At 56.9% G+C, this 24,669-nt stretch carries 14 protein-coding genes; 8 read left to right on the forward strand and 6 right to left on the reverse strand.

The window, feature by feature from the left end:
• The first annotated feature begins 158 nt into the window (after positions 1–158).
• The 6 genes from AAF739_10865 (at position 159) to AAF739_10890 (ending at position 7,389) form a co-directional block, all read left to right on the forward strand.
• Positions 159–1,799 carry an ABC transporter permease subunit gene (locus AAF739_10865; protein MEM6383165.1) on the forward strand — a complete coding sequence of 547 codons (1,641 nt, stop codon included), beginning with the start codon at positions 159–161 and terminating at the stop codon, positions 1,797–1,799.
• Positions 1,800–2,119: 320 nt separating this feature from the next.
• Positions 2,120–2,920 (forward strand): ABC transporter permease, encoded by an 801-nt coding sequence (locus tag AAF739_10870; GenBank protein ID MEM6383166.1) that lies wholly within the window; start codon positions 2,120–2,122, stop codon positions 2,918–2,920.
• On the forward strand, positions 2,917–3,606 hold the full coding sequence (locus AAF739_10875; protein MEM6383167.1) for an ABC transporter ATP-binding protein: 690 nt from the start codon (positions 2,917–2,919) through the stop codon (positions 3,604–3,606). Before AAF739_10870 ends, AAF739_10875 begins: the two co-directional genes overlap by 4 nt.
• The gene (locus AAF739_10880; protein MEM6383168.1) at positions 3,603–4,898 is read left to right on the forward strand and encodes a hypothetical protein; all 1,296 of its coding nucleotides are present in this window, start codon (positions 3,603–3,605) and stop codon (positions 4,896–4,898) included. The genes AAF739_10875 and AAF739_10880 overlap by 4 nt, the downstream gene beginning before the upstream one ends.
• Positions 4,899–5,200: 302 nt before the next feature.
• Positions 5,201–6,460 (forward strand): cytochrome P450, encoded by a 1,260-nt coding sequence (locus AAF739_10885; GenBank protein MEM6383169.1) that lies wholly within the window; start codon positions 5,201–5,203, stop codon positions 6,458–6,460.
• Complete coding sequence (locus tag AAF739_10890; protein MEM6383170.1) at positions 6,457–7,389, forward strand: hypothetical protein; 933 nt, start codon at positions 6,457–6,459, stop codon at positions 7,387–7,389. The genes AAF739_10885 and AAF739_10890 overlap by 4 nt, the downstream gene beginning before the upstream one ends.
• Here the strand turns inward: AAF739_10890 and AAF739_10895 are convergent.
• From AAF739_10895 to AAF739_10910, 4 genes are all read right to left on the reverse strand, one after another.
• A complete protein-coding gene (locus AAF739_10895) occupies positions 7,382–8,506 on the reverse strand; it encodes a capsular biosynthesis protein (GenBank protein MEM6383171.1) in 1,125 nt (374 codons plus the stop codon). The genes AAF739_10890 and AAF739_10895 overlap by 8 nt on opposite strands.
• A 205-nt stretch (positions 8,507–8,711) precedes the next feature.
• A complete protein-coding gene (locus AAF739_10900; GenBank protein ID MEM6383172.1) occupies positions 8,712–10,115 on the reverse strand; it encodes an aminotransferase class I/II-fold pyridoxal phosphate-dependent enzyme in 1,404 nt (467 codons plus the stop codon).
• 72 nt (positions 10,116–10,187) lie between these two features.
• The gene (locus tag AAF739_10905) at positions 10,188–17,501 is read right to left on the reverse strand and encodes an SDR family NAD(P)-dependent oxidoreductase (GenBank protein MEM6383173.1); all 7,314 of its coding nucleotides are present in this window, start codon (positions 17,499–17,501) and stop codon (positions 10,188–10,190) included.
• Between the two features lie 154 nt (positions 17,502–17,655).
• Positions 17,656–18,459, reverse strand: a complete 804-nt coding sequence (locus tag AAF739_10910) for an SDR family NAD(P)-dependent oxidoreductase (GenBank protein ID MEM6383174.1) — start codon at positions 18,457–18,459, stop codon at positions 17,656–17,658.
• A 301-nt stretch (positions 18,460–18,760) separates the two neighbouring features.
• On the opposite strand from AAF739_10910, the gene AAF739_10915 reads away from it, so the two are divergent.
• Both AAF739_10915 and AAF739_10920 read left to right on the forward strand, forming a co-directional pair.
• A complete protein-coding gene (locus AAF739_10915) occupies positions 18,761–19,915 on the forward strand; it encodes a polysaccharide biosynthesis/export family protein (protein ID MEM6383175.1) in 1,155 nt (384 codons plus the stop codon).
• A gap of 79 nt (positions 19,916–19,994) precedes the next feature.
• Positions 19,995–20,933, forward strand: a complete 939-nt coding sequence (locus AAF739_10920; GenBank protein MEM6383176.1) for a Stf0 family sulfotransferase — start codon at positions 19,995–19,997, stop codon at positions 20,931–20,933.
• Between the two features lie 46 nt (positions 20,934–20,979).
• On the opposite strand, the gene AAF739_10925 is transcribed toward AAF739_10920, so the two are convergent.
• Positions 20,980–23,523, reverse strand: coding sequence for a glycosyltransferase (locus tag AAF739_10925; GenBank protein ID MEM6383177.1), 2,544 nt, complete (start codon positions 23,521–23,523; stop codon positions 20,980–20,982).
• Complete coding sequence (locus AAF739_10930) at positions 23,520–24,554, reverse strand: hypothetical protein (GenBank protein ID MEM6383178.1); 1,035 nt, start codon at positions 24,552–24,554, stop codon at positions 23,520–23,522. The genes AAF739_10925 and AAF739_10930 overlap by 4 nt, the downstream gene beginning before the upstream one ends.
• Positions 24,555–24,669 lie beyond the last annotated feature (115 nt).

The following is a 24,669-nucleotide window of genomic DNA, read 5'->3' on the forward strand; positions in this document are numbered from 1 at the left end:
GACCTTCCTACTTGGCTCAAACGACAACAGACCCAAGTACCTCCGTACCGGCGGACACACCAAGCATGCCCGCCGGTAATCGTCTTAACCGATCGAGATCGACCTTGTCGTTCGCCAGCTGGCGGCCCTGGCTCCTCATCGCACCCATGGCACTTTGGATGGCATTGGCGTTTGGCGCACCCATGGGCACGGTCCTAACGCTAAGCCTTCAACAAAACACGTCGATTTTCGCACCTCTTGAATGGGTACCATCTCTTGCTCAATTCCAGCTGGTCCTGACCGACCTCTACTATTTGCGGATCATCGCTGAGACTTTGGGGATAGGCGTAACGGTGGCCCTTATGTCGGCCATTCTGGGATTCCCGATCGCTTTATGGTTGGCGAAACTGCCAAGCCAATGGCGTGGGATTGCGGTGGCGATCGTCTTGATCCCACTGCTGACGAATGTGGTGGTGCGCTCGGTCGGCCTCCTGCTTTTGCTCGCCAATGGCGGGCCGGTCTCATCGCTAACCGGGCTCAATCTGCTGTTCACCGAAGCGGCAGTTGTCATCGCGCTTGTTCAGGTCTTCATGCCCTTTTTGATCATGGCCTTGTTCGACAGCCTGTCGAGCCGTGATCCCCGCCTTGACGAGGCAGCCTCAAGTCTCGGCGCAGGGCCATGCGATCGTTTCTTGTTGGTCACGCTGCCCCTCGCCTTGCCTGCGCTGAGGGCGGGCATAACGATCGTGTTTCTTCTGGCAACGACAGCCTATGTCTCGGCAACTCTGCTTGGCGGCAAGAAGGTTTGGGTGGTCGGTATGCTGGTCTACGAAGAAGCGCTGCTGATCCAGAACTATCCCCTCGCCTCGGCGCTTGCGATGACGTTGCTGATGCTTTGTCTTGCCGGAACGGTGGTCATTAGCGCCCTCTTTCGGCGACTGACGCCATGGCTAGGGGCGCAGGAAACGCCCCCCCAATCTCGAAGCAGGTTTGCACTCCTGCCTCGTGGGTTAGCCGGAACGCTCGATAGGTTTGGTGTTTGGATTGGCCGCGTGCTCTTCGCCGTGGGATTGGCTCTGCTGCTGCTTCCACTGCTGTTTGTCCTGGTGAATTCCGTCAATGACGTCCCCCAAGCCACAACAGCAGCCTGGCGCGGCTTTACGTGGAAATGGTACGAACGCATCCTTTTTGATGGGTCCAGCTACATCGACGCCGCCATTATCTCTGCTCAATTGGGTATAGTCTCGGCACTATGTGCCGTTCTGATCGCGCTTCCCGCCGCCTTTGCCTTGGTCCGCTACCCCAGCCGCGCCATGGGCTTTACCGGCACACTGTTTCTACTCCCACTTGCCCTGCCCGGCATCGCGCTCGCTTTGGGCGTTCTGAAGCTCCTGCAGGTGTTCGTTCTGCTACCACCCTTTATGGGACTGGTCCTGGTTCACGGGGTCCTGATCGCGCCTTTCACGCTGATCATGTTGCGCGCTGCTGTCGAAAATATGGATGTACGTCTTGAGGAAGCCGCAGCCAGCTTGGGTGCTAATCGTCTGGCCACGTTTTGGTACATCGTTTTGCCAACAATAACGCCAGCGATCCTCGCATCAGCGATCATTGCGTTCCTGGTGTCGTTTGGAGAAGTGACGGTCACGGCATTCCTCACCACGGCGAGACTTCTGACCTTGCCGGTGCGGATCTATGCAGACGTCCAATTCGATGTGGAGCCCACCGTGAATGCGGTTTCAGCACTGGTCATCATCGGAACGGGGCTGGCCCTTGTCATTCTCAACCGCTTCATCAGTCTCGACCGTGTCTGGGCCCGATAGCCATGGCAACAGGTTCGCCGCTCGCGGTGACTTAACCCCCTACAGCCCAAAAACAGACGGTCGGAACAGTGCGCGGGAAAAGTGCGCCACAGGCGCTCGCGTCGATCGGAGCCGTAGCGGCGGTCTCCAGCGCAAAGGGGCACTCATCCAAACCAAGACGACGAGGCTTCAGCGGGCTAAACGAGACGGGCAAAAGAGAAAACTCACACCTCGCCATGGGACCGTGGCCGCAAAAAATGCACATGTTCAGCGCACATTGCGCCACCCCCCGCAGCGAGCGTATAGGTCTTGGGTAATCCCACAACCTCAGACTTGGTGAGATGGACGACGTACTACCCGAACGAGTGAGCTTCCGAACCGCCGTCGCGATTCAATTTCGCGTAGTCGGTGCACTTGTTTTGCGTGAGATGCGGACCCGTTTCGGGCATTCCAAATTGGGCTACGTTTGGGCGCTTGGCGAACCGTTTGTCCATATCGCGCTTTTGGCGACAATCTTCTCGTTTCTCGGCCGCGCACCGCTGCTGGGCACAAGCATGCAAGTGTTCTTCTTCACCGGCCTGGTGCCGTTCATGTTGTTCAACAAGGTCAGCAATTCTCTGACGCAGACGATCAACGCCAATAGAAGCCTGTTGGCCTATCCGATGGTACGCCCGATCGATACATTGATCGGGCGCACCTTCTTAGAGAGCGCCACGGTGCTGTGCTCGTCCTTACTGGTGGCGCTGCTGTTCTTCTTTCTTGGCTACCCGGTCCTGCCCGATGACGGTTTGGGCGTTCTGGCGGCTATAGGTGCAGCCGTTTTGCTGGGTGCTGGCGCTGGCACCTTGAACGCTGCGATCACCATTCGATTTCGAGCGTGGGCGACGATATGGTCTTGGATACAATTACCGAGCTTTATCGTGGCTGGTATCTTTTTCGTCGCCGACCAATTACCTGAGACGATCCGTGATTTTGTCTGGTGGATCCCTCTCACCCATGCGGTGGTGGCCTTTCGAGACGCCTATTACAGCTCCTATGAGAGCAACTTCCTGAGCATGTCGTTTCTTATGCTTGTTGCCTTTGGTCTTCTGAGTGCAGGGTTGCTCGTCCTGCGCGCATCGCGTTTCAAGATTTACGAATGATCGAGTTCGAAGCGGTTACAAAGAGCTACAGGGTCGGACGCGACCGGAAGACAGTGCTCAACAATTGCAGCTTCGCGATTCCTCGCGGGCGCAGCCTTGCAGTGATCGGTATAAACGGTGCCGGTAAATCGACTTTGCTTCGGATGATCGCTGGGACCAGCCTGCCCGACCGAGGATATATTCGCCGACGCGGTGTTCGGGTCTCCTTCCCTCTCGGCTTCGCCGGGTCATTCAACGCCGAACTCTCGGGTCTAGAGAACATCCGCTTCGCTAGTCGGGTCTATGACTGCCCTATCGATCAAGTGACCGACTACGTCAAAGACTTTTCCGAATTGGGCAACCATTTATCGATGCCCGTCAAGACCTACTCCTCGGGCATGCGCGCACGGCTCGCTTTTGGCTTGTCCATGGCGCTCGATTTCGATGTTTATCTTGTCGATGAGATCACTGCGGTCGGAGACGCCAACTTCCGCAAAAAGTGTGAGCAGGTTTTTGATAGCAAGCGCGAACATGCTGATGTCATAATGGTATCGCATGGCAACCAGACCTTAAAACGCTTCTGCGAAACGTCTTGCGTGCTTGATCGTGGACAGCTGACCTTTTACGGGACCGTTGAAGAGGGTCTGGAAGTCTACGCTGACGTCTTGAAGCGAGAATCGCGCCCACCTGTGAAAGATACAGTTTGACCGACCAAAACACCCATCAGGCCACCCAGACTGGCGAGCAAGGCAAAGCGGGCAAGGGCCCGCAGGCCGATGTGAAGCCTGATAACGGACAGAAGGCGCCGCCGGCGAACCCGAAGACCAGCAAGCTCAAAGTGGTTCCGCTGCCAACGCTTGACGCATCGAGCGACCAGCCAAAACGCGCTCAATCATGGGCACAGCGTAATTGGAAACTTGTAAGCGCACTCATTGTCGTTGGTCTGCCGACACTTTTGACGGCGATCTATGTGCTGGCCTTCGCCACCGATCGATACGCGGTGGAATCGCAATTCGCGGTCCGCAGCCAGGACAGCACATTCATTGACGCATCAGGTATCCTGGGCGCGCTTGGTGGCGCACCAGATCAGACATCAACCGACTCACATATGGTCGTGGACTATCTGCAGAGCGTTGATTTTATCGATAACCTTCAAGCGTTTCTGGACATTGAGGCCATTTACGGTCGCTCCAACATAGACTTCATTTCGCGGCTGACCGGCTCAACGGAGATTGAACGGCTTGCGGACTATTGGAGCCGTGTCACCAACGTCTATTACGACAATATCAAGGGCACGATCATCCTTGAGACGTCTGCCTTTACGCCCGATGAGTCAGTTGCGGTGGCCGAACGCACCCTCCAGCTTGCCGGAGAACTGGTGAACCGTATCTCACTTGAAGCGCGTAATGAATCGCTGCGCAACGCCAATGCCGACCTTGCCCGCGCTGAGCTACGTCTTGCGCAATCGCGCGAGGCCATGCGCGAATTTCGCGCGCGCGAGCAGATTGCTGACCCGGTCATCCGGGCGGGCTCAGCGCAACAGTTGATCGCCACACTCGAAGGTGATCTTGCAAGAGTTGACGCAGAAATTGCGTCGGCAGGCAATTTCTTGTCTGAGTCCGCCCCCGGCATGATCGTGCTGCAGGCAAGGCGGGAGAGCATCCTTGGCCAGATCGATGCGGCGCGCCGGCAGATCGATGGGTCGACACCGCTAGAAGGCGGGGATGTTGCCCGCATACTTTCAAGCTTCGAAGAGCTGGGAATCGAACAGGAATTCGCTCAGCAGGCCTATACGGCGGCTCTTACATCGCTCGAAGCGGCGCGGGCCGAGGCAGACCGTAACCAGCGCTATCTTGCGGTGTTTGTTCAGCCGCGAGCGCCGGAACGCGCCGAATACCCTAGAGCTGAGGTTGTTATACCAACCGTTTTTGCTTTCTCGCTCTTGGCTTGGGTGATCGGCGTTTTGGGTTTTTACGGCATCCGCGAACACGCGGTGTGACCGGTCAAGACAGCCGAAGCTTCCGAACCAATTCTCGGATCGATCTCAAGCTGCCACGACATACGGATTTCCCGGGAGGATCGTTTGCCAGTCTAGCTTGCCAGAGCTGTTTCCTTTATCTGAACATCTTATGAAATTGCCGAGCAAGCGGATCCAAACGATTGGCCTTGTATACCCCACAGCCTGTTCTCGAAACGATCGGCGACGCGCACTTTGAACCCGCGCGTCCGGAGCCAATAAATTCCACGCCAGGGGTTATCCGGACCATACTAGGGGCGCGGCACAGCCTGATTGGGCAATGGATGCAAAGCCACCATGAGCCTTGCGTCGACGACTTCCGCATCCTCGGCCGACAGGTCGTCCTCCTGAACAGACCTGACGCAATCAAGCATACGCTTGTCACGCACAACGATCGCTACGAACGCAAAGCGCCCGGAATGCGGCGCGTCCTGGAGCCACTGCTTGGCGACGGGCTTTTCATCAGCGACGGCGAGCTGTGGAAGCAACGCCGCTCCCTCGTCGCGGATATCGTGCATAAAAACCGTCTTGGTGAGTTCGCACCGATTATGGAAACGGTTTTACAGGAGACCGTCGAGCGCCAAGCGCAAGAACCGGACGGTTCGCTGATAGACGGCGTCTCGTACATGGCCAAGCTTACCGCTGAGATCATCTCGCGGACCGTGTTTGGAACCAAACTGGGGAACGAGGCCGCCGATGAGATCGTATCGGGCTTCAGCCAGTATCAGCGCGCCGCCAACAGCTTCAATCTTGGCTACTTTCTGGGAGCGGACGAGGGTTGGGCCATCCGGCGCAGCCGACGCCTTAACAGCGCGATTGCGCGGGTTCACCGTCCGATTGAACGCATAGTCGAGCAGCACATTGACGGCGACACCAGCACCGTCTCGATGGTTGCACTTCTCATGCGACGACGCGAGAAAAACCCAGAACTCGACATCGATGTCACCGCAATACGCAACGAGGCCGCGACGATCTTCATGGCAGGTCATGAGACCGTGGCGGTCACGCTCAGTTGGGCGTTTTATTGCTTGTCAAAAGCACGCTGGGCTGATGAGGCGCTGCACCAAGAACTCTCAACCGTTTTGGGCAACCGGCAACCAGTGTATGCCGACTTGCCCAAGCTGCCCTTCTGCAGGGCAGTGATCGAGGAGACTTTACGGCTCTACCCGCCTGTCCCGATTTATGCACGCCAGCCCGACGTTGATGACACGATCATGGGCGTCAAAGTTGAGAAAGCCGGGCTGATCCTTGTTGTGCCGTGGCTCCTGCATAGGACAGCGGCGTTTTGGCCAGATCCACACGCCTTCAAGCCGGATCGCTTTGTCGACAAGGCGCGCCCGCAACCCTTCACCTATATACCCTTCGCCGTGGGGCCTCGCGTATGTGCAGGGTTGGCATTCGGCATGGCCGAGGCGGTCCTTTCGCTGGCAACACTGGCCCAACGCTTTCGTTTTGAAGTTCCCGACGATTACGTCGCAGATCCGCGTTGCCGCATGACGTTGCGCCCGCACGACGGAATGCCCCTGCGAGTGAAGCACCGATGAGCAGCAAGATCGCCGAGCGGCCGCTTCTCGACGTACCGATTGAACACACCACCACAACACGGATACGCGACCTGGGCGAGTATGCCGCCTTTTACGCACTGCGCTGTCTTCCTGTTGATTGGGTCTCGGACTTTGGCAGCTATCTGGCGCGCCTGAATATCAAGCGTAACATGCCGCATGTCGCCGATAACGCCCGCGCAAATCTCAAGATTCTGTGCCCAGATTGGGACGATGAGCGCATTGAAAAGGCTGTGCTGGATTTCCAGGATAATGCAGGGCGCGTTTGGTCTGAATTCGCAACGCTGCACCGTCTCTACGGCCAAGGTCGGCTGACGATCTCGCCGCAATTTGAGGAAAATCTGCGAACAGCCAAAGACGAACCCACACTTATGATGACGGTGCACACCGGCAATTGGGAGGTCTATCCCGCTGCCTTTCAGGCGATGGGCATCGATTTCTTTACGTTTGCGATTGCTCCGGAGACTTGGGCGCAACGGGTGATCGTTTCAAAGGTTCGCGAACAGTTCGATATCACCATTCTGCCACCTGATCGGCGCGGCCTGCATCGCGCAAAGGCTCGTTTACTCGCGGGCGGTCGCGTGGCGATCTTTCCCGACGAAGCAAGGCACGGCCAATCGATGGCCCCGCTGTTTGGTCGGAAGCCACATCGCAAAGGCAATCTGGCTTTGGCGGTCTGGCTCGCAGAGCAGACCGGCGCTCGCATCATGCTCGGCAATTGCCGGCGCGAGGGCAAAGCCCGCTTCTATCTCGACAGCGTCCCTTATTTTCATCTACCCAAAACGACCCTTACGGGTCAGAAACGCACGCTCGAAGCGGTGGCATTCCTCAACGAGCAGGTTGAGCCGCTTGTACGCGACAACCTAAATCAGTGGTATTTTCTCGACGATTCGCTTGATGAAATCACATGACGTCCGCCGAATCGACTGGAATGCCCATTCTTCTCGCCCTTGCGAGGCGAGGAGGCGGTGTAACAAACGCGTTCGGCTCATTGACGCGGCCCATCGCTAGCCTATCGGCGACCTTTTTTACTGCAACCGCACGTCCTTTACGGTTGTAAAAGGAGCCGGGCACTTGGGTGCTCGCTGCCAGCAGACGAACGAATGCAACCCGAAGCTCGGTATCAACTGGATCGGGGCTATGCCAAAAAGATTCTAGCGATCCTTGGTGGGTCAGACCTGGTAAATCGTAGACCGCAACGCCAAGGACCTTGACCGGGAAGCCCATTCGGAGCGCTTGCAGACCAACCGTCGAGTTAATCACGATCGCGCCGTGCGAGCGCCTCAGGAGCGCATCCAGATTACCACCGTCAAGGAAAAGAACGCGATCTCCAACGCCATGGCGCCGCGCAATCTCAGCGACTTCTGCCTCCCAATCGATCCTTCCTGAATCAAGGGGGTGAAGTTTGACCAGCAACCGCATGTCCGCTGGCGCGGATCGTGCAAGCGAACTGATCACATGATCGAGGGAGTCCCGCTGATCAGCGATCGGTGAATTTGCCCTGATTTGCCAATCGGTCTGCAGTTGGAGCGCGTAGAGCGCCATAGGCCAACTAGCCTCTAGGCACAGGCGCTCCACTGCCTCGTAACGGCTTCTTTGTTTCCGCCCTCTCCAAAGCTTCGCAACACCGCTGAGATATTCCTTGTAGGGTTTTTCGAGCAAGTCTGGTGCGTAGTTCCGAAAGATCGGCGCATACAAGAGATTGGTGATATTGTAGATGATCTCATGAGTGGCTTCATGAAGCCAGTGATGGCCAAAACCTCCGGTCTTCGGCAACGCGGCCAGCCCAGACCCATTTTGTCGTATAACAGCAGGATCGGCCGGAAAGTGCGAAAACGCGCTCATGCCACCCCGCTCAAGAGTAAGCCAGCCCGGCCGCAAGTAACCAAATTCGACCGCGTGCGCTTTGATACCACGCTCCATGGCAACGGCTCGCGCCGCTCTGTGATAGGGCTGGCGGTCGCCGTAGTAGACTATGTCAGTGACACCTTCTTCCTCGATCAATCGCGTCAGCCAGACGGACCACACCTCAAGTCTTCCAAAGAAGAGCCGGGTACGGAACGAGGGCCAATAAAGGACGTCACCGCCGCATAATCCGACCCTCACCGTGCGCACGCCCTTCGCTCGCAGAGCAGACGCTAGCTGGCGCCAGAACAGCGAGGGTGGTCCTTGCAAGAACAGGACACACTGGCTTTGCGACGAACCGGGCCCACCGCTCGTCAATTGCCGATCGTTATCGAGCAAGCGACGACTTGAGTGCCGCGAGGTCGGCGGCCTGGTCCAGACCAAACCCCATCTCAATCAGAGCGTTCAGCTCGCTGGCTATGCAATCAAGAGCGCGGTTTATCTCCTCCGAGGTATGCTCGCAGGTCAGGAAGAAGCGAAGTCGCGCCGACTTTTCGGGCACTCCAGGCGGCAAGACCGGAAAAGCGTTGATTCCCAGTTTCAGAAGGCGGTCGGTCAAGCCAACCGCACGCAGGCTGTCGCCAATCATAACGGGGATGATAGAGAGGCCCCAGCTTGGGCCGGTATCAAGCCCGCGTTGCTTGGCGCCTTCGAGGAACTGCTTGCCATTAGCCTGCAGCTTTTCGACGCGCTGTGGCTCAGCCTTCATCAACCGCAGGGCTTCAAGCGCAGCAACGGCATTTGTGACAGGCATCCCAACGCTATACACGAAGCCCGGAGCATAGGACTTCAGATAATCGATCAGAGCGTTCGAACCGGCAACGTAACCACCACAACTCACCACGGATTTCGATAGCGTGCCCATCCAGATATCAACCCCTTGAGGAGGGACGCCGACATGTTCAAAAACGCCACGGCCTGTTTTTCCCATCACGCCCAACGCATGGGCATCATCAACCAATAGCCAGCAGCCGTAACGCTCCTTCAATTCGACCAGACGTGCGAGATCGACCCCATCACCGTCCATCGAGAACAAACCCTCGGTGGCGATCATCGTGCGGCCATAGTGATGGCGTTCGCGCTCGAGGATGGCTTCCAGAGCGTCAAGATCGTTATGAGGATAGGCTCGCCGGGTTGAACCGGAACACTGAGCTCCGACCACCACGCAGTTGTGGATCACCGCGTCATGGACGATGAGGTCTTTTGGCCCCATCAGAGCGGCCACCGTTGAGACCGCAGTGCCGTGACCGGTAACGAAAACAACGGCATCCTCCGCTTCATAAACAGCCGCTAGCTCGGCCTCGAGCTCGCGGTGTATGGCGCGTTCGCCAGCCGTCATACGGCTGGCGGAGACACTCGTCCCCCAGTCAGCTGCCGCTTTTTGCACAGCTTCGGTTATCTGAGGATGCCCGTTAAGTCCCAAATAATCGTACGACGAAAAATTCAGGACAGGCTGACCATCAATCTGGCTGTGGGCTCCAGCCATGGCATCGTGCACATTGTAGTAGGGGTTGTGGATGCCCAAGCCCTTCCCAAAACTGCGCTGTGCATTGATGTTCGAAAACCCGGGGAGGGTTTCAAACGTGGTGTCGTAGGCTTGCGACTTGCGCTTCGGGCTCGAGATTGGCGTGCGCTTTGCCGTCGGCTGAGCGACCCGAACTTGGTCGATACGGTCCATCAGCGAACTCAAACCATCATCGGTCAGACCTACGCGCTCGGACTTTTGGTTCATAAGCGGTCTCAACGTGATGTCGAACGCATAGCTGCATGCGCACGAACAAGGGGGATTAAGGCCACCGGCGCGTTATTGGCTGTCAGACTGCGCGCCGTGAATGGTTAATAGCGCTTCGGCTGTTTTGCTCTGTTCGTCAACCTGTTCGTTTTCATTGGCCAGATCGTTGAGCAGTTTTCGCGCCAGAGCACGCACACTTATATTGCCAATAGCGAGCAGCGGCAACTCGACACCGAACCGGCTTTCAAATCCAAGTCTCAGCTCTAGACCCATCAGGGAGTCCATGCCGATCACAGACAGCGGCTCGTCCGGGTCGATTGCTTCGGCTGGAATACGTAAGATCTTGGATATCTCCTCAACCGTCGTATCGGTGAGATAGTCCAGCATCTCCTCCTCGGACTTCTGCGCTATCATATCGCGCAAATCGATGGCCGACGATGCAGCATCGCGCGATTGCCCTATCTGCAAGTTGGCAAAAGCCGGAGTCGCCAAAACCGCCAGCTTGTCGGCAACCAGACTGCCGCCGATAGCGGTATAGGTTTCAATCGGACCCGCTTGGTCACCCCGAGCCAACAACGCTTCAAGGTGATCAAGCGCTTCGCCCGACGAGACACCCGTCACACCGGTCGTACGTTCGAGCCTTTCACGCAGGTCGTTGTCACGCGAGATAGCGCCTGCATCTGAAATTGCGCCCCAAGCGACAGCTAGACCGGGCAAACCTATTTGCCGACGGTGATACATCAATCCTTCAAGGTAGCCGTTTGCCAGTACATAGGCAGCCTGGCCTGGGCTGCCGATCACCGTTGTAGCCGACGAGTACACCGTGAAGTACTGGAGAGGATCATCCAATGTTGCTTCGTGCAGCGCTTGAGCGGCTATGGTTTTTGGCGCCGTCACGCGGTGAAGCGCGTCAGCCGTGATCCCTTCAATGAAACCGTCCTCAAGCACCATGGCCGTGTGGAGCACACCGACGATCGGGCCATACGTTTCCCGGACCTTGGCGCACAATCGGAAAACCGCATCTGGGTCGGTTCCGTCCACTTTTTCGACAGCTACACGCTCGCCAAGTGCGCGTATGCGCGCGGCAAGCTCCAAATCCTGAACACCGCTGCGGGATGCCAGTACAACTTTCTTTGCACCCTTATCGAGCAGCCGCATTGCCGAAGCGAAGCCAAAGCCTCGTGTTCCGCCAAAAACCAGATGGACCCCCTCGGCTGGCGAAAAGCTCAGACGCTCAGGTTTATGAACCGCTTGTTTCGATGGCTGGACGACGATTTTGCCGATATGCTCAGCGCGTTGCATCAGCCTGAACGCCTCGCCGACATGGGCTCCCTGGAAGGTACGGTGAGGCAACGGTACGAGATCGCCAGCGCTGAGGGCAGAAAGAAGGCGCTCGACGATGGCGTCAATCTTGGATGGGTTCGCCGCCAACAATTCATCGAGGTCAACGCCGAAGTAGCTTCGGTTACGCAAAAACGGCCGCAGGTCCAGCGGCGTGTTTTCCAAGAAGTCTCGCTTTCCTAATTCCACAAACCGCCCGAACGGCTTGAGTGTTCGCAAACTCGCCCACATTTGCTCGCCGGATAGCGAGTTGAGGACGACATCGACGCCACCATGCTCCGCCAATATCTGGCGTTCAAAGTCCGTGTTGCGCGAATTGTAAACAGCCTCGGCGCCTAAAGCCCGAACAAGCTGACGCTTGGCTTCCGTGCCGGCGGTTGCAATAACGCGGGCGCCGCACAAGCGCGCAATTTGGATCGCGGCAAGCCCGAGACCTCCCGCGGCACCATGAATGAGAACCGTCTCACCCGCGTCCAATCGCGCAACGTCACGCAGGGCATACCATGCGGTGGTGAAGGCGACCGGCACTGTCGCGGCAGCCTCGAAGGTCAAGCCGGACGGCATCGGATAAAACTGTGAGCGCGGCGCGCACAGGTGGGATGAAAAGGCGTCACTGGCAAAGCCCATGACCGCATCACCGACCTTGAGATCCGTTACGTTTTGACCGACCCGGGTAACGCGGCCGGTACATTCAAAACCCAATGCTGAACTCGAAAGACCGTGTCCAAGAAGGTCTTCGTCAAGAATGCCCAAGCCAAGCATGACATCACGGAAATTGAGACCGACCGCCTGAACTTCGATCTCGATCTCTTCGCTGTCTGGTGCGTGTCGGGCAGTACGTTTCCAAGCAGCTTCTTCAAAACCTTGACCGGGCAAAAGGGAAAGCTGGGCGCGTGATTGCTGATCACAGGGACGTTGGACTGTGACATCGCCCCTGCGCGCACGCGGCACTCGGATGCACGCGCCGTTGATCACGAATTCGCGCTCAACACCCGGATTAGCCATCAAATCACACAGCAGCGCAGCCGCGCGTTTGTTTGAAAGATCATTGGCCAGATCAACGAGACGAATATCAATGTTCGGATACTCATTCATCGCCACCCGCCCAAAGCGCCAGATGGCGTCTGCATCTGCGTCACCGGTCAGACCATTAGCAAACGCTCCACGCGTAACGATCCATAACGGCACGGCCTCGTCTCGCCGAGACTGTAGTTTCAGCTGACCCGCAAGCCTCAGCGCTCGACGCTCCGCGCGCACGGCTGCTGACAACAGGCTGTTTGGACCATCAGGAAGGTCTAGAAAGATCGGTTCCCCTTCCCCGGACCGCGCGGCTAAAGCTCCTGCCAGCCCATCGTCGATCGGGCAGGACGAAGTTCCCGGAATCAATTGAAGCTTGACCGGCAAGTAGGAGGCTGTTCCACCCTCACGGCGCGCAATAAGGACACCACCGGTAGCGTCGCTCAGGTCATCATCAAAGTGGAAGCCGTCGGCGCCCAAAATGTCACGTGCGCCGTTAGCGGCGTCGGTCATCGCATGAGAAAGCACATCTTGAGCGGGGGATTGTGAATCCAAGCCGGCAAACATCATCTGCAGAGCCGGATCGGCAGGGCCGGTCCAAAGCAAAGCATTGCAGCGCGATGAACACAGGTGCAGTACTTTCGCCAGCTCGTCCATTGCGGCCTTATAATCATACCAGACCGCTCCAAGAACGATCGCGTCAGCCGCTTCTGTTTCGGGTTTTGCCAACTCATCATCTGCACTTTCAGACAACGCAATAAGACGAGTCGAAGGACCAAGTTTGAGCAGCGACTTTGCCTGCTCAGATACGGCCCCACCCGCCGCAGCGATTACCAGCTCAATGGCCCCCTCTCGCACGAACGCCTCGAGCGGTGCCTGTAAGCCCGCCAGCCATCGATCCAACACCAAAACGCGAGGGAGACGCCGGGAGCGCGTTGCGCACAAGCGTTCAAGAGCTGCCACCGTGTCACGACGAGCGGCATCAAACAAAGCGCCCGAAGCACATAACATATCAAATGTCGCCAGGTGACCTCGCGGCTGCGTGCCACCCACTGGCGTTTCATGACCGATATGGCGACCGAAGCGAACCATCAGTTCAGCAGCTGCAAAGATATCTGCATGCGCCTTGGGAAAGCGCTCGGCCATCGTCGCCAGCAACACCTGTGCTGACGGTAAAGTATCGTCTGCCTGTATGCTCCAGGCGTTGTCGTTCTGCTGTGCCAAGTCCGCCTGCTGCAGCATGGACAACGAAGCGCGAACGGCCAAGCGCGCCTCGTCGTCGAGGGCGTCGATTGCACTGAATGAAATGCTCTGGTGCGGCACAAAAGTCTTTGCAACGTCCTGAGCAATAGACAGGCAAAGCGCACGGCTAAGCTGCCACGGCGCCAACACATGCGGCGCCACGCTTGCTCGTTCCTCCAACAATGGCTCGCTTGACGAAGACCCGGCTTCGGAAAAGTCAAAGGCGGTGATCAGGTCAGTCTCAATGACGCGGTTTTTCACCTCCGCGCGGTTGAGCACAACCTGACGCAGATAAACGTTGTTCAAAGTTGCAACCGGACAGCCTTCGCAATCAAAGAGGACCGCATTCACAACCCGTGCCGTCGGCGTTGAGCGCGTTATATCAAGCTGAGCTGTTGCTGCCGCGCCGAACGGTTGCCAAACCGAGATCTCACCGACACGCACAGGAAGGAAAGCGCTTTGAACTCCCTCCTCGCCTGAACCTTCGAGATCAAGAAACAAACCATGGAATGCAGCGTCCACGGCAGAAGGGTCGAGCAAGTGCAAGCTCGCATCAAACGCCCCACAATCCAGACTGCTGGGCTCAAGGTCCGCCTGCATCCGGTTTTCGTGCTTACGCAGGCCGGCTTGTCGCTGGAAGGATGGCCCATAGATCAGCCCGGCATCAGCAGTTGCTCGGTAAATCTCTGATTTGGCAAAGTGCTCAGCCGTTTTTGGTAACGGCTCGAAGGACGACAGGGGCTGACTTTGGTCAATCAAGGAAACCCGTGCGGCGGCATGTAAAGTCCAGTCGTCAGCAAACCGGCGCCGACTCCAGATTTCAATCCGTTTGCGCGACACCTCATAGCGCACCGAAACCTCGCGCATTCCGTCATCGGACACAACAAGCGCACGGAAGACATCAAGATCGTCGAGCCGAACAGGGCCCGCACCGAGCACGTCCATCGCGGCAGCCAGCGCCATCTCCATAAGCGCCGCACCGGGCACGACAATTTCCTGGCCAACCCTGTGATCAGATAGGTAAGGAATAATGCCCGCATCCAGCACCATACGCCATTCTGGAGAGCCGTCAGCCATGCGCGAACCGAGCAATGGATGGCGACGCAACCCCTTGAGGCTGGTCAATTGTCTCAGCGCTTCCGGTGAGTGCTCAATGACAAAGGTTTGGCGCTGCCAAGGATAGGTTGGCAGATCCATACACACAGCTGCGTCGTTGCACGGCCGAGCAACTGCGCCGTGAACCACAGCGCTCGCATAAATCTCGTCAATTGGATTGCCGCTTCCTTGGCCTGTCTCGCTCTTTGCCTCGCGAGCCTTGAGGGTCGGCAGGACCGTCGGCGAAATATCGGCATCGCGCGCGCTTTCAGCAATCGGGTTTACCAGGATTGGGCGCGCTGAAACCTCCAAGAACAGTGAAACACCCATCTCCGCGGCACGCTTGATAGACTGACGGAAGTGGACCGGATTCCGGATGTTTCGCCACCAATAGGCGGCATCCATAGAAGGTCCATCAATCAGCGCATCATCGGTAGAGGAGATGTAAGGTACGGACGGGGCCTGAGGCTTCAGATAGCTGAGCGCCTTGATCAAACCGTCCTTCTCATGGTCGAGGTAACGAGAATGGAAGGGATACTCGACTTCGAGCATTACGGACGCAACGCGGTTCCGACGCGCCGCACCAATAAACCGTTTCAAGCTCTCCAACTCACCGCTGATCGTTGTAGACGAGCGGCTGTTATGTGCTGCAATTGTGAGTTGTGGTTCAAACCGCGTTATCAGCTCTCGTGTCCGGTCAGCATCCGCAGCTACTGCAACCATGCCGCCATGATTGCGTGGCAGGTTTTGGTGGCGGCTCCGATCGAATATCAGTTGGACCGCCTGCTCACGATCAAGCGCTCCGCAAGCCTCAGCAGCGGCGACCTCACCAACGCTGTGACCCACGATCACATCAGGCCGCAAGCCACGCTGGCGCAGAACAGCGTTGAGGGCTGATTGAACACCAAAAATGAGCGCTGGCGCCACGTGAATGTCGGCAATCTTCTCAACGAGATCATCGCTCGCGAGCATGGAACCAATGCGCCATCCCGAAAGCTTTTCAAAGATGTCGTCAATTGCGTCAATTTCAGCAGCAAACGCCCGATCGCCTTTGAGCGCATCCAGACCCATCCCAACCCATTGGCTGCCATGGCCAGAAAACACCAGCGCCACTTTTCCAGCGCCGCCAACGCGCGCCGACGCAAGGCTTGCCTGATCGTCTCCATCAGCGAACGCTGACAAGCTCGAGCGCAGTATCGCAGGCGAGCTAGCGTCAAACGCTGCACGCTCCTTCAGCCAGTCTCTTTGTGCACCGACCGCCTCCACGAAACGATTGGCATCCTCCGGAGATTGCGGCAACGCTGTCGCATACTCGCTTGCCAGAGCCTTGAGCGCCTCGCGCGTATGAGCGGAAACAAACAGCTGCTTCGAGGTTTCAATCGAAGTAGCGGGTTGCACTTCAACCGCAGGCGCCGCTTGCACGATCACATGCGAATTGGTGCCGCCAAAACCGTAGTTGCAAACCCCGGCGCGCAATGGGGAGTCTTGTCTGCCAAGCGTGAGCGGCGCGCGTATCGGCGCAAGGTTCAGCGCATCAAAATCGATATTTGGGTTTCGATCCTCAAGGAAGAGCGTTTGCGGAACAACACCGTTCTCCAGACACAAAATCGTCTTCGCGAGGCCCGCAACGCCCGATGCACACTCCAGGTGCCCGATATTGGACTTGACCGAGCCAACCGGCAGCGGGGTCGATCGGTTCACACCCAACGCAGAGCCAAGTGCCTCGGCTTCAATTGGATCGCCGACCTGTGTCCCGGTACCATGCGCTTCAACGAAGGCAAGTTGGTCCGGACTGACCTCCAGTCTGTCGTACAAATCACGCAGAAGTTGAGCCTGACCCTGCGCCGATGGAACGGAGATGCCGTTCTTGCGGCCGTCAGAATTGGTTCCGGCACCAAGCAATTCAGCGCGCACGCGCAATCCGCGGCCTCCAAGGGCCGGCGAATCACCTTTCTTTAGAACAAGGGCAACCGCGCCCTCACTGCGAACATAACCGTCCGCCGCTGCGGAAAACGGGCGACAAAGCCCAGTCGGCGAGAGCATCCGGGCGCGCGAGAACCCAACGTAAGGAACCGGTGACAAGAGCAGATTGACACCAGCTACAACTGCGACAGGCACGCGGTCGTTGGATAGATCATCGAGTGCATGGGAAAGCGCAACGATCGAAGACGAACACGCCGTATCGATGGTCAGGCTCGGGCCTTTCCAATCGAATGCGTACGAGATGCGATTGGAAACAATCGATAGAGCGACGCCGGTTACAAAATGGCTTTCGATGGCGGACTGATCGCCAGCGACGGAATTCTGGTAATCGACATTTGAGGCACCAACATAGACGCCAACTTTTTCTCCAGCGATCTTTGATGGGGGAATCCCTGCGTCCTCAAGGGCTTCCCAAACCACCTCCATCAAAAGGCGCTGTTGCGGGTCCATCTGGACCGCTTCGCGAGCCGAAATGCCAAATGCGTCGGCATCAAAGTCAAAAGGATGGTCGAGGTAACCGCCAGCCAGCGTATAGCTGTAGCCGGCGGCATCGGCGCGCGGATGCAGGTACCGCTCGACCGAGAAGCGTCCGCTTGGTTGAGGTGAGACCGTGTTTTCGCCACGATCAAGCACATTCCAGAAAGCTTGAAGATTATTGGCACCGGGCAGCCGGGCGGCCATCCCAAGAACGGACGTGCGAGTACTCAAATTGACCTCATTGCCTCAAAAAACCGACGTCGCGCCCCAAAATTGAGGTGCCGCAGATACTACGCCGGCTCAACTGTCAAATCTCTTGGGTTGTGTAAACGGTCGAACGCCCGACGGTGCAAGTAACACTGTCTTGTCAAATGCTACTAGCCCATCACCGTCCCGAAATGGACTTGCGCGCCAAACTTTTCTGTTTGTGGCGCAATCGAGCACCATAGAACCCCTGCGCCCATGCGAGCAGACGTATTGGAAGCGTAGGTCCTGCAAAAAATTTTCCTTTTTTTGCCGCCGACAGCACGGCTCGGGCAACAGAATCAGCCGATACGGTCGGCGCTCCCTTGGCAGTCAAACGAGTCACCTCAGGTCGAAGTGGCATCTCTGCTGCCAATTGCGGCGTATCAGTGTCCGGCGGGAAACCAACGGTCACGCTAATGTTGTGTTGCGCCAATTCAACGCTCAGGACTTCGCCCAAGCCGCGAACCGCAAACTTGCTTGGAGCGTAGGCCGCATAGCCATAAACGCCAGAGAGCGCGACAGACGAGCTTATCAAAACCAATCGGCCACCTCCGTTGCGCACCATTGCGGGGACTGCAGCCCGCAATAGGTTGAGCGTACCGAAATAATTGATGGCCATATGGTCTCTAAAACTGTCACCTGCACCCTCAAGAAACTCTCCTGGAACGGCTATGCCCGCACTTGTCACCACCCAGGCGGGGGCACCGTGTGCGGAGATGACCTCTGCGATGGTTTTCTGGGTCTTTGCCTGGTCGGAGACATCTAGCTGGCAGCAGTAAATCCGGTCGCTTTGAGCCGAACGGGCCAGCGATTCTCTAGCGTTTTTCAGTCCGTCCGCCCCCCGTGCGATCAGAAGAACCGAATATCCCCAAGAAAGAAGTCTGCGAGCGCAAGCCAGCCCAATCCCGCTTGAACCACCTGAAATGATCGCCAGACCACTCATCGCCGCGTAGCCTTGCGCCCAGCCAAATTAGCGCTGAGCATTATCGCCCAACCAATCAGCGCAGGTGGTATGCGGCCGCAAGCTCTGGCAATTCGGGAAAGCGCAGCGGATTTCGTCCGTGGGAAGTCCATCAGCGTCTCAGCACAGCCCTCGGCCGCTCGGCAGCAAACAGATCGCGAGATCGAGCAGCAAATGGGGTGAGTTGAGCGGGTGTGGCATTTTGGTTATAGCAGACGGAGTATCTCTCCCAGTCGCGTACGCCTCCCTGTACCCCTGAGATGCGCATGCTACAGGGACGCCGATGATGAAATCCAGTCGCTTGTTCAATTTCGCAAAAATCGCCTTTGTCGCAATCGCGGTCGCCGGATGCACCGCACTGCCCGGACAAGGTCCGTCAACATCGGCATTCACGCAATCCTCGGCCGCGCAAAGCGGATTCGAGTTGGTTGATGTGGATGCGGATGTCTTGGCGGTTCTTGGCAGCACCGATATGCCTACACTGAGCTTCGGGGGCCGCGGCACCGCCCAGGCACCGGCCATCTCGGTTGGCGATCGCGTCGCGGTATCGGTCTTCGAGGCGGGTTCTGGAGGGTTGTTTATCGGCGCCGGCGATCCCGAATCCGCAGGGACAGGTCCAAACACTGGCGCGATCCCTCAGCAAGTGGTGGGGTCCGATGGCTCCATAACCGTTCCGTATGTCGGACGCGTACGCGTTGCCGGTTTGACGCAAGGTCAGGCAGAGCAGCGGATTCGCACTGCCTTGGAAGGGCAAGCGATTCAACCCCAAGTGTTGATAAGCGTCGTGCAACAAACGGGATCTTCAGTCACCGTTATCGGCGCTGTCGGTGGCGGAGGGCGTGTGCCATTGTCTCAAGCGGGAGATCGAGTTCTCGACGTCCTAGCTGCCGCCGGCGGCGTGAGCATTCCGGTACAAGATGCAATGATCAACGTATCGCGTGGTGGACATACCGCCAGTGTGCCAATGCGGGATATCGTCGCCAACCCATCGGAGAATATCTATGTCCGGTCGGGCGACACAATTACGGTGACCGCCGAACCTCTCGTATTCTTTTCAGCCGGCGCGACGGGCCGAAACGCCGAAGTACCTTTCGGAGGCGAGTCAATCACGGTTCAGCAAGCGGTTTCGCGTGCCGGTGGGCTGTTGGACAATCGGGCCAATCCTTCGGGGGTTTTCCTCCTAAGGTTGGAAAACCCACAAGTGGTCAGTCAACTCATCCCCTCAAGTCCACTGCTCAGCACGGGCGGACTTGTCCCGGTCGCTTATCGCTTTGATTTCCGAGATCCGTACACATTGTTCCTCGCGCAGGCGATGGAGATGCGCCACCACGATACGCTGTTTGTGACCAATGCGGCGTTATCGGACTTCAGCAAATTGACCCAGCTTTTCAACGCTGCTGCCGCTCCTGTCGCAACAACTGCTGGACTTGTGAACTGAGGTTATAGCGGGAAGCGGGTTACAGGGGCGTTTGCCCGCCGCTGTACACAAGCGTATTCCACAGACATCGGTCGACGCTGTGTTTGACTTTGCATCAATGCAAATGAATGACGGCGCGCTTTTAGAGCTTCAGACAACTGAGCAGTATGCGGACCAGAAATTGAAATTCCATAAGGAACTCAGATCTGCGGATTTGTGGGCGGACGAGCTGCCGCCACCGTTTTACAACCGCGATCTACACCGGCAAAAAAACCATATCATTTACTTCACGCCTCGATCGGGGAGCAGTTGGCTAACCCAAGAATTGAGTGCAACAAACCGCCTTGGGAGAGCGGGCGAGTTTTTAAATCCCAGTTTTGTAAAGGCAATAGCCGAAAGCTTAAAACTAAAGCACCATACACTCGAAGCGTATCTTCGCCGCTTAATCGCCAAGTCTAGAACAGGAAACAACCTGTTCACAATTGAATGTACAATCTATCATATTCACGAACTTGGTGCAGATCTATCCACATTCCACCAATACATTAATCCGCATCAAGCATCAGTATTGAATATTAGAAAAAATATTATTGCCCAGGGTATAAGCTTATACAAGGCGACACAGACCAATATATTTCATACGGCAGGGAAAACAGAAAAAGAGATTTCAGAATCAAAGAATTTTTCTGATTTCAATAAACAGAAAATTCTACATTGGATACGTCACATACTTGATCAAGAACGAAAGTTGGCAGCTTACTTTCGCGAGCACGCGATAAGGCCAAAGCTCATGTTTTATGAAGATCATTATCTGGAAGGCGCACGGACGCTGGAGGTAATTGCTGAGCATCTGAACGTGCGGCTCGACGACGATAACGGAAGACGAAACCCTGCACATACAAACGGCCATCACCGTTTGGCAGGCAATTCAAATCGTGTGTTGGAGCAGCAGGTTAGAAATACCTGCGCATCAGAAGTTGCAAAGATCGAGAAGCAGCGGAGCCCTATTCTCGAGTATTTTTCGTCGATCTCACCTTAGCCTGTGTTTGGGCGGTAACCCAACCGGCGCTTCTCCTTCTCCCCGTTCATTCGTAGGGCTCACGTTCAATCAGCTCTTCGAGGGCCACAAGGATATCGTCTGGTTTGTCACGGGCGGACAGGGGTATCAGAGCGCGGCTTGGATAGTCCGCCAAACGTTCGGCTGGCGCTCCGATATCGAAAGCAACCACCGGCATGCCCAACGTCATCAGTTCGGCGGTGACATAAGAAAACGTCTCCGGCCAAATCGATGGCATAAGACAAACCTGAACGCCGTAACTTTCAATAAGGGTCGGGAGATCCAAGGGGTTGTAGGGTCCCGTTACGATGACGTTCGACGGCAATCGCGGTCCATTGATATGGCCAATCAGAACAATCCGTGCCTTTGGGCGGGATTTGAGCAAATGCTTGGCCAATCCATCGACGACGTGCAGTCCTTTTTGAACGTTGATACCCCCAACCACGCCAATCACGAGATCACTGCCCGGCGCTCGCTTGGGCAGCCTATCAAACTGGTGCGGTAATGCGTGCGGCTCAATTCGAATCTTTGGGCCGACAGTCGGGTGAACCGCAGCAATGAGTTGGCTGCTACTGGTGGAGAAGCACAAAATCTCATCGGCTTCTTGTGCGAGTGCCCCCCAGGTTTCGCGCCACTGCGCGAGTGAAGCGCCCATAGGGTTGGCGGCAAATCGCCCCAACATCAGCGCCTCCTGCCCATCGAGAGCACCCATCGGCTCGATATAGCGGGCATGATCATCCAGCAGTGTGTAGGACGCAGCTATGGGATAGAAATCGTGGATCGCCATGGTCAGCCGAGCGTCGGACTGAACTTTCATCCGCCGCATTCTGGCAACTTCCGCCAATGGATCAGGAAAACCCACGCAGTTGTTGTAAAAGATGTGCTTGGGCTTCAACTTTGACCCGACAAAGCGTTCGATTTCGCCAGCGTCTTCGGTCGCAAACTCAAAAACATCACGAGCAATGAACATGGTGAAGCCGTATCGGTCCTCTGGCGAAGGCGGATTTTCCTTGACTGAAAGCAGACCAACGGCCTCGCCGTCCCCTACCAGGCGCTCGATCAGTGACCGTCGGTAGGCATTGGCACCACCGCCCATCTGATGATCGATCACCAGCGTGCAGTTGGCTTGAAAGGCCTCAGCCGCAAGATTCAGCACCGCAGCGTGGCGATAAATGGCAGCCGGATCGCGTTTGATGAACGTGTCGACCCCCTCTTCGTAGTCGGGAAAACGCGCTTGGACCTTGCGCAGGTTCGTTTCAAGCAAATGGCTGCGCTTTTCAGGCTCGAACGACCCTCCATGGGCGTGCTGCACGAACAGATTTGTGACCATCAGGTTTCGGAAACCGGAAGCGCGCGCCCGCAAGGACCAGTCGTTCTCCTCACCAAAACCGAGACCAAAGGTCTCTGCGTCAAGCGGGCCAATCTGCCGCCAGACGTCTCCGTTCATACCCATGCAGAAGCCGACCCCGCTCCAAAGCTCGATCGGATGCTCATCGGCGCGCAGTTTGCCAAAGGCTCTGTCGAGCGCTTCGGTGTCGAGCCCACCAAGCATAGGGTTATCCTCGCAAAAGCGTGGAAAACTGCACACGGTTGCTGCGTTTGAAAACGGAGTCGTTGAACAGACCGTCCTGTCCGCGACGATCGGCGCCATAAGCCGTTCAAGCCATCCCGGTGGAACAACGGTGTCAGAGTTGAGGAGCACAAAATCCCCCGACACTTCTTGCGAGGCTCGGTTGACGGAGCGAACAAAACCCAAATTCTCTTCGTTTTCGATCAGCAGGGCGTTCTCGAACGAAGCAAGCAGAGAGCGCAGCTTCGGGCGCACCCGGACGTCGGGGCCGCAATCTTCAATAACGACCATGCGGTGTTTGGGGTTGGTGTTGCGAAGCAGGCTGCCGAACAATGGCTCGAGATACTCATAGCCATTGTAGACCGGGATAATAATGTCGACAGGCTGGGGCAGATCGGCGGTGAGCGTGGCGCCATCATTGATCAGCGACAGCGCCGCGGACAACTGCATTGGGCGAGCTGGCGGGCTCAGATCGTGTTCGACCGCACCTGATATTTCGCGGATAAGCCGCCGGACCTGGCCCGACGCGATCCACCCGGCTGCAAGCTTGATGTTTCCGATGGTTGCCAGCCGCAACAACGATTTCACTGTCGTAAGAACTGGAAAGGCTTGGCGACGTGGCTTCACAGTTACATCAGAAACGGAGCCGTCATCTAGCTCGAATGCCAAAACCGCCTTTCCAATTGAAAACCCCGGCGCGGGCGCCTCAAGGTAAAACCCGCAGAACTGCGCGAGAGCCTCATCATGCTGTGCAAGTACATCGAGGCGTTCTCGGCCATAATCGACAAGCAGAGCACGCGGGACATGATCGTCATTTCGACCGAATAGACGCGCCTGCATACGTACAACACGCGAACCGTGCCGATCGAACGCCCACCCGCCAAGACGCAACGTTGATGGGCTGACCTGACAAACCTCGACCTGATAAGCGAGGCGCCCATCCACACTTTTGTGTTCTGAACCCGGTTTCGCGGGATAAGGACCTGCCCCGACATCGTTCATGTGACCGACTCAAAAAGGTCAGCAAGAGGATTACGGCCACGATCACGCCATTGGGAAACGCGCTGGCGTAGGTCTTCAGCCAATTGTCGGCGGCGCGCACCATCCTGCATGATCGTGATAATTTCCTGCGCCCAATCATCTGGCCTGTCTCCCAGCATCGGAGCGATGTCTTGCAAGCACGCATACGGTTCGAGCATAGGAAACAGCGCAGCCGCCCGCATCCGGACCGCATCTATTGCTTTGGTTGATGCGCGTGCGCGGTTGAGCACCGTGTCGAAAAGCGGCGCAATCAACAGGTCGGCACCCTCCGCAGCGGTGGTAGCTTCATAGGCCTGCCAATCCAGTTCGCTACGGAACCGGACGTTTGGCAACCCGCGCCAAACACCTGCAAGCACTTTTGGCCCGATGACATCAAGCTCGTAGGTCTCGGTCCGAGCGCAGACCGCGCTCCACACTGAAGCGGCGAGCTCGTGATCTTTGATGTGGCTAAGCTGGGCATGAAACGCGACGCGCCCGCGCCCTTTAACGTCGCGCTGGGCTGCGACGCCGAAATCTCTCTCCCGAGGTATCGGCGGAAACAGCTTGGGATGGGCGCCCGCAAAGCGATCTGCGAGTTCCTCGGTTGAAACGAAGACATCTGTCCAGCGCTGGCGGAACGTACGTAAAGGAAATAGGCCGGAACCAAAGATGTGCGCGCGGTAGTGCATTGGGAGGTTTCGATCGCGCACCATAGCGACATAGTCGTCATCGAAAAAAATACCGGCACCTGCCAGCCGGACAGACGGCTTGTGCAGAAACCGCCACCAACGCGGCGGAAGATAGCGGCACGCCAATAGATAATCGCCATCTTCAAGACCAACCGAGGCCGGATTGGTGGTCATCTTAACCGTCACATGGTTCAGGCCTTCAAGACGACGGGAAAAATAGTACTCGACGGTCGGATTCGGCCCTTGCACGAGGACGACAAGCCGCCTCGCAGGTCCAGATCGTGTGCCCGTGGCGGTAATCGAGGTGTAGTCTGGCAGAAACACAAAAACGCTCTGTGGCGGGAATCGAGAAGATTGGGGGCCTGTGGGTATCTCGCCTTTGTGCGTTAAGCACTAGGCTATTTGGCTGGACCTGTGCGAGAAGCCACAACTCCAAGAT

The organism is Pseudomonadota bacterium (assembly GCA_039024915.1).
GTDB lineage: Bacteria > Pseudomonadota > Alphaproteobacteria > Rhizobiales > MH13 > MH13.

Coding starts and splice junctions, on each gene's coding strand:
- AAF739_10910 (MEM6383174.1), bottom strand. CDS start 18,459: ATGAGTGGTCTGGCGATCATTTCAGGTGGTTCAAGCGGGATTGGGCTG.
- AAF739_10925 (MEM6383177.1), bottom strand. CDS start 23,523: ATGAACGATGTCGGGGCAGGTCCTTATCCCGCGAAACCGGGTTCAGAA.
- AAF739_10870 (MEM6383166.1), top strand. CDS start 2,120: ATGGACGACGTACTACCCGAACGAGTGAGCTTCCGAACCGCCGTCGCG.
- AAF739_10890 (MEM6383170.1), top strand. CDS start 6,457: ATGAGCAGCAAGATCGCCGAGCGGCCGCTTCTCGACGTACCGATTGAA.
- AAF739_10885 (MEM6383169.1), top strand. CDS start 5,201: ATGCAAAGCCACCATGAGCCTTGCGTCGACGACTTCCGCATCCTCGGC.
- AAF739_10900 (MEM6383172.1), bottom strand. CDS start 10,115: ATGAACCAAAAGTCCGAGCGCGTAGGTCTGACCGATGATGGTTTGAGT.
- AAF739_10875 (MEM6383167.1), top strand. CDS start 2,917: ATGATCGAGTTCGAAGCGGTTACAAAGAGCTACAGGGTCGGACGCGAC.
- AAF739_10915 (MEM6383175.1), top strand. CDS start 18,761: ATGATGAAATCCAGTCGCTTGTTCAATTTCGCAAAAATCGCCTTTGTC.
- AAF739_10865 (MEM6383165.1), top strand. CDS start 159: ATGGCATTGGCGTTTGGCGCACCCATGGGCACGGTCCTAACGCTAAGC.